The organism is Kocuria sediminis, assembly GCF_009735315.1.
Classification (GTDB): Bacteria; Actinomycetota; Actinomycetes; order Actinomycetales; family Micrococcaceae; genus Kocuria; species Kocuria turfanensis.
This window is the reverse complement of the sequence record NZ_WOGU01000030.1, coordinates 1-9,348: the sequence shown is the minus strand read 5'-3', so window position 1 is coordinate 9,348 and position 9,348 is coordinate 1. Positions and strand designations below refer to the sequence as shown.

The 9,348-nt window shown below is 60.2% G+C and carries 5 protein-coding genes, 3 pseudogenes and 1 other annotated feature; of the genes and pseudogenes, 4 read left to right on the top strand and 4 right to left on the bottom strand.

Features of this window, described 5'->3' with window-relative positions:
- Positions 1-82: 82 nt before the first annotated feature.
- Together GMA12_RS17945 and GMA12_RS19140 are read right to left on the bottom strand one after the other, a co-directional pair.
- A complete protein-coding gene (locus GMA12_RS17945; RefSeq protein ID WP_156270854.1) occupies positions 83-838 on the bottom strand; it encodes a lysyl oxidase family protein in 756 nt (251 codons plus the stop codon).
- 225 nt (positions 839-1,063) lie between these two features.
- Positions 1,064-1,313, bottom strand: a pseudogene (locus tag GMA12_RS19140) (hypothetical protein); the annotation flags it as partial.
- 98 nt (positions 1,314-1,411) lie between these two features.
- Between GMA12_RS19140 and GMA12_RS17940 the strand changes: the two are divergent.
- From GMA12_RS17940 to GMA12_RS17925, 4 genes and pseudogenes are all read left to right on the top strand, one after another.
- Positions 1,412-2,455, top strand: a pseudogene (locus GMA12_RS17940) (IS3 family transposase).
- Positions 1,635-1,748: a sequence feature (AL1L pseudoknot), on the top strand. It overlaps the preceding pseudogene by 114 nt.
- A gap of 792 nt (positions 2,456-3,247) precedes the next feature.
- The gene (locus GMA12_RS17935) at positions 3,248-4,384 is read left to right on the top strand and encodes a glycosyltransferase (RefSeq protein WP_156270853.1); all 1,137 of its coding nucleotides are present in this window, start codon (positions 3,248-3,250) and stop codon (positions 4,382-4,384) included.
- A 68-nt stretch (positions 4,385-4,452) separates the two neighbouring features.
- Positions 4,453-5,748: a lipopolysaccharide biosynthesis protein gene (locus tag GMA12_RS17930; protein WP_156270852.1), complete on the top strand. Its 1,296-nt coding sequence runs from the start codon at positions 4,453-4,455 to the stop codon at positions 5,746-5,748.
- A 477-nt stretch (positions 5,749-6,225) separates the two neighbouring features.
- A pseudogene (locus GMA12_RS17925) lies at positions 6,226-7,448 on the top strand (IS110 family RNA-guided transposase).
- Between the two features lie 323 nt (positions 7,449-7,771).
- Here GMA12_RS17925 and GMA12_RS17920 read toward each other — a convergent pair.
- Positions 7,772-8,797: a GDP-L-fucose synthase family protein gene (locus GMA12_RS17920; protein ID WP_156270851.1), complete on the bottom strand. Its 1,026-nt coding sequence runs from the start codon at positions 8,795-8,797 to the stop codon at positions 7,772-7,774.
- A 14-nt stretch (positions 8,798-8,811) separates the two neighbouring features.
- A partial coding sequence (locus tag GMA12_RS17915) for a GDP-mannose 4,6-dehydratase (protein WP_156270850.1) occupies positions 8,812-9,348 on the bottom strand: 537 nt, incomplete at its 5' end.

Genomic DNA, 9,348 nt, shown 5'->3' with positions numbered 1-9,348 from the left:
TGACAGGCATCACAGCGCACTCGGCGGCCACCCACCCGTCAGCCGTCTGCGACTAATCTTATGACCGGGCACATCTAGATCTCTAGGCTCCCGGACCCTTTTGCGTCACGGTTACACTATTGCCCTTAATTTGCAGATCGACCCAGGTGTGATTATTGGTATTGTTTTGCTCGACGAACCACTTCTGCTCGTCGGCAGTGGCGTGCAACCTGTATCGTCCTGCTTTCAAGTTCGTGATGTCGATGAATTGATCTGGAAGCGAGGCGCCGTAGAGATCCCCCCATCCCACGGACAGGCCCATCACCACCGACGAGTCGCCGAAGTTGCCGCACCCCTGGTATTGAGCCGTCCTGGGCGCATTAGGTAGGTCCGTTCGATGCGCTACATTGTCGAAAAAGCAAAACCCGTGCTTTGCACCCGTCCCTACCTGAGCCCCGTTGTCCAGGCGGTTCAAGGAGTAAGTTTCCAGGTCTCTGAGGTGCCAGTGGTTGTGACCGTCGCGGCCCCAGTACATGCGGGTGCCTGAGATGCTCTGGTCCCGAAACCCTCCCTCGGTATTGTAGATACGCTGTTGTATGGTGGTCATCTCATCGGCCACTTTAGCGCTCCCTGCTGCTTCAAAAGCCCCTGTGCCCACGTTGACCACGATTGAGTCGAAACGCAACAGACGTCGGCCCGAGGAGGTCTTTTCGAGGTAGATGTTAGTGGGGTGAGCCATGCGTAGATCGGGCAGCTTGTCCGTGGCGGCGGCAGCCGGAGAGATAGGTGCCAACACGAGAGACGCGACGAGAGCGAATTGACCGAGGAACCCGCCGATGATTTTTCGTGTGCTGTTCATGAGCCGATTGTCCCGCCAACGTCGTACCGAGCGCCGTCTTGTTACGGCCACAGCTGGGTCACGATTCTGCGACCTATGAAGACATAGCACCGCGAGCCCGCCGAAGCAGACAGGCAGTTATTCTGGACAACCCCTCGCTGCTCGGCACCCCAACTCCCCGGCGACTTCCTCTCCGATTCAACTACCCTCGGCGTACCTGAGCTCCCCAGGGGAGTCAGATGATGATCAGGACAGCCGCGCCGATAGGTGACAGTCAGGGCTTCTTACCGCGAGAGTCACGGCGGGCTTCATCGTGGTCTCGTACTCGATGGGGGTCAACCGTCCGCAGCGAGCCTGTCTGAGCCGGCGGTGATAGATCCGCCCGGTTCAGGTGACGATCGCGATCCTCAGCTCGTCCCGGATCGCCCAGGAACGTCGGTCGAAAACGTCCTTGGAGCAATAGCGCGAAGAAGCTCTCCATTGCGGCATCGTGTCCCGTGACTGGTCTGTTGGAGGCTTTCATTCCACGGAGGGATGAGAATCATGGGAGCACCGAGGAAGTACCCCGACGAGTTGCGTGAGCGCGCCACTCGGATGGCGGTGGAGTCCCGGCGGGACCCGGTGACGGAAGCCGGGGCGCTGGCGCGAATCAGGCAGGAGCTGGGGATCAATCTAGAGACGCTGCGGAACCGGGTAGACAGGCCGAGATGGATGAGGGATACCGGCCGGGAACCACCACCGATGACGCCCAGCGGGTGACCGAGCTGGAGGAAGTCAGGGAGCTCCGCAGGGCCAACGTCATACTGCGGTCGGCCTCGGCTTTCTTCGCGGCGGAGCTCGACCGCCCACACAACAGGTAGTGGCCTACATCGACGCCCACAAGGACGAGTGCGGGGTGGAGCCGCTCTGCAAGACTCTGCAGGTCGCCCCGAGTACCTATTACGAGGCCAAAACCCAACCGCCACCAGCGCGGTCGGTCAGCGACGCGGCCACGACCGCAGTCATCGCCAAGGTGCATGCGGAGAGCTACGAGGTGTCCGGGGTGGCCAAGGTCCACGCCGATCTGGTGGAGCAGGCTTTCACCGCCCCCGCTCCGGACAGGCTGTGGGTTGCGGACATCAACTATTGCCGGACGTTCGCCGGGTGGGTCTACGCTGCGTTCGTCATCGACGTGTTCTCCCGCCGGATCGTGGGGCGGCAGCTGTCGACCTCGTTGCGCACGGACCTGGCGCTGGACGCCCTCTAGATGGGGCTGTGGGCCCGGGAAAGGGAGGACCGCGACACCACGGGGTGGTCTATCGCAGTGACATGGGAGTTCAATATGTCGCTGTGCGCCACACCCAGCGCCTGGCAGAGGCTGAGGCGGTGGCCTCGGTTGGATTTACCGGCGCTTCGTACGACAACGCCCTCGCTAAGGCGCTCAACTCGCTGTTCAAAGCCGAGTTGACTCGCAATAGGTGTCCCTGGGAGTCGATGGGCGACTTGGAGATCGCGGCGGCGGAGTACATCGACTGGTTCAACTGCCGCCGACTGCACGGAGAGATCGGCCTCGTGCCCCCGGCCAAGTTCGAGGACACCGACTATCGTGACCAGACCGCCCCGGCGTCCGCCGGAGCGGCAATACCAAGCCCCTACTGAACCCGCCACGGGACAGCCCAGACCAGGCCGAAACCGGTCGGGCGAGCCTCATAGGCCACCGCCACCGGCCCGGGCAGGCCCTTGATCCAGGACAGGATGTGGCCGTGTCGGGTCTCAGTCTCGCCTGGACGAGTGCACCGGTGGCGCCTACGATCGCTGCGGCCGCGAAGGACCGTGCGTGCACATCCAGACCGACGCTCGGACGACCTGCAACCATCCGGGTCTCCTACGCATGCCCGGATAGGCCGAGCAGACGGCCTTGCTCGGTAAGCCACGAATCTGTGTGAGTAAGGCCCCGACCAGTACCCCCGGTTCATCCGGGCGGTCACTGCATACTGTCTAGGATTCAGCGGAACCAAGCTAAGACCATCGGGAACGACCTCCCATCCGTCTGAAGAGCATCAGCCCCATAGTGAGATGACGTCGGGTCGTCCCGATCGGTTCACCAATTTCACCCATTGAGAAGCATACGCACAAACGCGTGTGGAGGATACCAGGCCTCCTAGCCACGCCGCCGGACGTAACACTGGTGCTGGGTACTGCTTCCCCGGATACAGTTCTTTCGAGGACTTCGATGCCTCGATGTAATTAACCGTCAAGGACTAGTTAGTTCGATCGACGAGCCCCGAAGGACGCAACTCCAGGTTATGTTCTCCGGGGGGTCGTTCAATTGTGATGCGCAGATGAAGGGGATATCTGTCGTGTTTCATAACGGGGCAAAACTCAGTAACGGCATAGTTGGGTGCCGTGGTTCTTTGCGGCTTGGGAGAAAACCATGGTGGTCAAATTAGCATGAGAATTCTACATATTGTCACCCTGATTTCCACAGACGGAGCTTACGGAGGTCCTGTTCGGGTTGCCACCAACCTAACCCGAGAGGTCGACGGCGGCAGGTATGACGTGGAGGTATGGGGCGGGTCCAAAGGCTATGCCAAAGGTACCAATTACCTGGACGGGGTTCGCGTCAAACTGTTTTCCGCGACGATAACTATGCCTGCCCTTGGCTTTGCGACGACCATTGCACCCGGACTGTTGCTTTCGGTTTTTCGCAGTCGACGAACCATTGATGTCCTCCATATCCACCTGGCGCGCGATTTTGTCACAATGCCTGCTGCGCTCTTGGCCAGGATGTTGGGCATTCCCTATATCGTACAGACACACGGAATGATCACTCCTAAGTGGGGTTTTCACGCGCGAGCGTTCGACCGACTTTTCACGGTACCTGCATTGCGGGGTGCCGTCCAAATACTAGTTCTGACCCCTCATGAAAAAGAGGCGCTAACTTCCGTTGATGCCAGTTTGTCTCACTTCACGGAGTTTATTAATGGTATTCGCGTGGGGCTCGATGTCCGCCCCCATATCAATACATCTGAATGTCAAGTTTTATTCATGGCGCGGATGCATAGTCGCAAACGTCCCATCTACTTCGTAAGGACCGCCGTTGATTTGCTGAAAAGTGGTCGTGGAGCGAAGTTTTGTCTCGTCGGCCCCGATGAGGGTGAGTTACCTTTACTGCAACGGGAAATTAAAAAGTGGGGACAATCGGCAACCATCACCTATGAAGGGGCTCTGCCCCCGAGTATGACCTACCAACGATTGGCACAGTGCGACATCTTGGTTCTTCCATCTGTTGATGAGCCTTTCCCTATGACAATTATCGAAGCGATGTCCCTCGCGAAACCAGTCATTATTACGGACTCTTGCGGGCTGGCTCCCCATGTCCAAGAAGCTGGCGCTGGAATTGTAATAGATCATAATCAGGAGTCTTTGACGGACGCGGTCGACCGGTTGATACGGAACCCTTTGCTTCGGCGCAGCATGGGTTTACACGGCAGGAACTTGGTGCGACAAAAGTTCGATATTTCCCTGCTCGCAGACAGGCTCCGCCTCATTTACGATAAAGCATCAAGAGTTGGATTGAACTCTTAGAGCGACATGTACAGGCACGCTTTATAAGCGGCCAGTAAGGCCATGGAAAACCTTTTGAAGGGCGTTGTGTGTCCCGTAACGTGCTTGTGCAATTGACCGGAATCATTGCGGGACGTCTCGTTGCGGCCGCCGCACAAGCGCTAACCATCGTGCTGCTTGCGCGTTGGTCCCAGCCTGCGGATTTTGGGCTCGTGATTTCTGTGCAAACTATTCTAACTGCCCTCACCGTGGTGGTCAGCCTAGGCATACCTCAATATATCGGCGTGATGCGGGCCCGAAATCCGCACTCTCCGGATATTTCAGGTCTCATGCACTTAAGCTCTAGAAATAGTGTCTTCGCGGCTGCAACGTTTGCTACGGCTCTGTTTATTTGGGGTTTGATTGACCTAGAAGTTATGCATTTCGTTCCACTGGGATTGGCGCTCGGCATTCAATTGCACGCTAATGCCTGGGATGCAATCGTCGTATGTGACAGACAAATAGGTCTGTTTAGTAGCAACCTAATCTTGCGCCGCACCTTCGGATTGACTATTCTAATATTCTTGTATTTGCTACAGATGCCGACGGTACCAGCATATTGCATTGCAGTATTGCTTTCAGAAGTGCTTTACGTCACCCGCATAAGAAAGGGCAGCTTCTTTTCTCCGAAAAAGGGATCACGAATCGGTGCCCACGCGGTATTTAGGTCATCAAAGCATTTTTGGGTTGACGCTATGAGCGGTCAACTTAGGCTATTAGATGTTGCCGTCACGGGCCTATTGCTGGGGCCAGTGGCATCGGGCTACCTCGCCGTGCCATCTCGGATCGCTTCGCCGATGATGCTCGTGCCTTCCTCGTTCGCGACTCTCATACTTCCACGCGTCAGTGCAGGTGGCGGGCGTACGGCCCGTCGGTCTCTTCATCTGGCCATAGGTGTGACGGCATTGCTGGCGGTAGTGCTGACGTTGGTCGCATGGTATCTGCCGGGGTTGACACTATTCTTCCTAGGTAACGAATATTTGCCTTCAGTGCCGGTGACTAGAATTTACTTTGCTGGCCTAGTTTTCTTGTCTTTAGTATATATGTTGGGTGCAATATTGCAGGGCCTTGGGCTGCAGTCTGCTGTCGGTAAGAATTCGATCGTGTTTTCTGGATTGTCGTTGGTTATGCTTTCGTTGGGAGGATACTTCTATGGGCTGGAAGCGGCAGCGGCAGGATATGTTTTTGCGACGCTTGGTCAGGTTTTCGGATTGGTATTTTTGTACCTTTTTCACTATCGTGGCTCCGGAAGTCATATTAGCTCGGCTAGTACGGCGAGGCCACGATGTACGATAGCTTCCGCTCCTAGGGACAAGGGACGTCATGCAGGCCGCTCATTCATGTGAGAATATTGCCAGGAGGCGACAGCCCGGAGTTCCGTTGACTGTGGGGGCTAATGGGTGTCAGGCGGTTTTGATGCCATGATTGCTGACCCTGAACTAGACTGGCGTGAGGCAGTCTAGATGGCAATAATGGCAGAACCTGTCGATTCAGGTCACGATCGCCATGCTCTGGTTCTCATCGATGCGCTAACACTGCCGGTTCAGGTCGTTTTTGTTCGACAGGCAAGAAGCGATTTAGTGGCAATATTCTCGGTGAACCCCGGTTTACTTTTTTCGTGGCTCCTCGGTACATGAGGGTGGATGAGTGCTGACCGGCTAGTCCTCGACATGATAGTTTGCCCCAGTCGTCGATGATCCGAGGGGTGTTGTCACCGGGGGTCGTTCCGGTCGTCACGGATCGCCGATAGAGGCTCGACCTTCTTCTCGAGGGACCTTCGTGACCTGGATGCCGAGCGTGGCCACCACCCGGCCGGCCAGCACATGCCTTGGGTCCGCGTCGAGGAGAAATCCGCCATGGAAGAGCACCGTCCGGCCGTGTTCAACGGCATCGACGTCGGCAAGTCCGAGCACCTTGCCGTTACCGTGACGGCGTCCGGGAAGACGGTCCACGATAAGGTCCTGCCCAACGACGAGGTTTCGCTCCGCGACATCCTGGAGAAGCTGGCCGGCGGGCACGCGACGGTGCTGATGGTCGTGGACCAGCCGGCCATCATGTGGGCGCTGTCGGTGGCCGTCGCTCAGGTCCTCAGCGAGGTCACGGCGGCGTATCTGCCGGAGCTGGCCATGCGGCGGATTGTCGACCTGCACCCGGCTACGGCAAAGACCGACGCCCGGGACGCCTTAATCAACGCCGAGGCGGCCCGGACCATGCCACACACTCTGCGCGACAATTGGATCGATGAGGTCAAGATCGCCGAACTGGACTTGCTGGCCGGCTTCGACGACGACCTCGTCGCCCAGTTCACGGTCACCAGTAACCTTTTACGCGGGATGCTCATTCAGATTTACGTCCCTGAAGCGACTTTTGAGACCGCAGGTGACGCACCCGACGGTGGCTGGCCTGCCTCCCGGTATCCGACCCCGGCCAAATTGTCGAGGCCCTGGGGCAGCAGAGCGTGGTGGTGGCGGGCACCGAGGCCGCCGCCACGGTGATCCCGGTCCTGGCCGGGCAGCTGGCCGCCCTGACCTACCAGCGCGTCACCGTGGCGACCCAGATTGAGGCCCCCGTGGAGGCCTACCCTGTTTGACCGGTCCTGACCTCGATGCCCGGGATAGGAGTCAGGACCGCCGCGCGGATCCTCACCAAGGTCGTGGGCAGAGACTTCGCCGATGCCGGGCACCTAGCTTCTCACGCCGACATCACCATGGTCACCCGCCGATCCGGGACCTCGATCCACAGAGAGCACGCCGCCAAGGGCGGCAACAAACGCCTGACGCGGGCGCTGTTCTACTTCGCCTTCGCCTCGCTCAATCACCCACCCTCACGGGTCTCCTACGACCGAAAATGAGCCCAGGGCAAACGCCACAAGCAGGCCTTCGTCGCCCTGGCCCGCCGACGCACCGACGTGCTCTTCGCGATGCTGTGCAACGGCACCCTTTACCGAGCCCTGAGCCCTGTCTCCGGTAGCCCTGGACGCGTGACGAAAACCATAAAAGCACGTTATTGCGATATTCCCGCTATTGATGCTGCGCCGCGGAGTTAATGGGCGATCGTTCGGGCGGGTCTCGCCGGCCTCGAGGTATCGGGTCACACAAGCCGCCACGGTCGGACGGGGATAAGTACGCGAAGGACGCATGGGCATTGGGGATCCCGTCGTCGAAGTAGCACAATGCCATGCGCAGTTGCCCGGTCAGCGTCAGGGCTGCACAGCAACATGATCAGCGTCATGCCTGGTCAGTGTGCGTGCACGATGCGGAACACGTTCCGGCTATCCGAAGATGGCGCCCTCCATCATCAACATGCCGAATCGGTGGCTCTCCTTGGTTGTTGCGGAAGTATCCGCGTCCGCTATATCCGAGCCGGGAGTCACTGGCGGATACCGTCCTGGTGTTGGCGGTACCAGTCGACGGTGGTGCGCAGGCCCTCTGCGAGGGGGATCCGGGCGGTCCAGCCGGCGTTGGTGAGCTTGGTGACGTCCATGAGCTTGCGTGGGGTGCCGTCGGGTTTGGTGGTGTCCCACTCGATGCGGCCCTGGTAGCCGACCGCGGCGGCGACCTGGTGGGCGAGGTCCTTGATGGTGAGGTCGGTGCCGGTGCCCACGTTGACGTGCTGGTCCCCGTCGTAGTGCTCGAGCAGGTGCAGGCAGGCGTCGGCCATGTCGTCCACGTGCAGGAACTCCCGCAGCGGGGTGCCGGTGCCCCAGTTGGTGACCGACTCGGCCCCGGTGAGGCGGGCAACCTCGTAGCGGCGGATCATGGCCGGCAGCACGTGGGAGCCGGTGGGGGAGAAGTTGTCCCCGGGCCCGTACAGGTTGGTGGGCATCGCGGAGATCCAGGGCAGCCCGTACTGGCGGCGCACCGCCTGGATCTGCAGGATCCCGGCGATCTTGGCGATCGCGTAGGCGTCGTTGGTGGGCTCCAGGTGCCCGGTGAGCAGGTACTCCTCCTTCAGCGGCTGGTCGGCCAGCTTCGGGTAGATGCACGAGGACCCCAGGAACAGGACGCGTTCCACCCCGTGGGCCAGGGCGGCGTCGAGGACGTTGACCTGGATCCGCAGATTGTCGGAGAGGAAGTCCACGGGGTAGGTGTTGTTGGCCAGGATCCCGCCGACCTTCGCCGCGGCCAGCACCACGTAGCGCGGCTTGGTGCGGGCGAAGAAGGCGAACACCGCCTCGCGGTCCTTCAGGTCCAGCTCGGCGGAGGTGGCGCCGATGAGGTCGGTGAACCCCTCGGCCTGGAGCTTGCGCCAGATCGCGGAGCCGACCAGCCCGCGGTGGCCGGCCACGTAGAACGGCGCGGTGCGGTCCAGCGGGCCGGGGACGAACGAGGTCGTCGTTCCAGCGGCCTTCCCGGTGGCCTGCTCGGTGGTTTCTTCGGTGGTCTGCGCTGTCATGGTGGGATCTCCCGTCACTTGGCCCAGGAGGCGAGCTGCACGGAGTCGACCCAGGCATCGTCCTGGAGCATGGCGATGTCGGCGTCGACCATGAGCTTGGCCAGTTCGGGGGCCTTGATGGTGGCCTCCCAGCCGAGCTTGTCCTTGGCCTTGGCAGGGTCGCCGATCAGGGCGTCGACCTCGGTGGGGCGCAGGTAGCGCTCGTCGAACTCGACGTGCTCGCGCCAGTCCAGCCCGGCGTGGTCGAAGGAGAGCTCCAGGAACTCCCGCACGGTGCAGGGGGTGCCGGTGGCCAGCACGAAGTCCTCGGGCTCGTCGGCCTGCAGCATCCGCCACATGCCCTCGACGTACTCGGCGGCATACCCCCAGTCGCGGATGGCTTGGAGGTTGCCCATGTAGAGCTTCTCCTGCTGCCCGGCCTGGATCGCGGCCACGGCCCGGGTGATCTTCCGCGTCACGAAGGTCTCCCCGCGCCGGGGGGATTCGTGGTTGAACAGGATCCCGTTGACCGCGAACATGTCGTAGGCCTCGCGGTAGTTCTTGGTGATCCA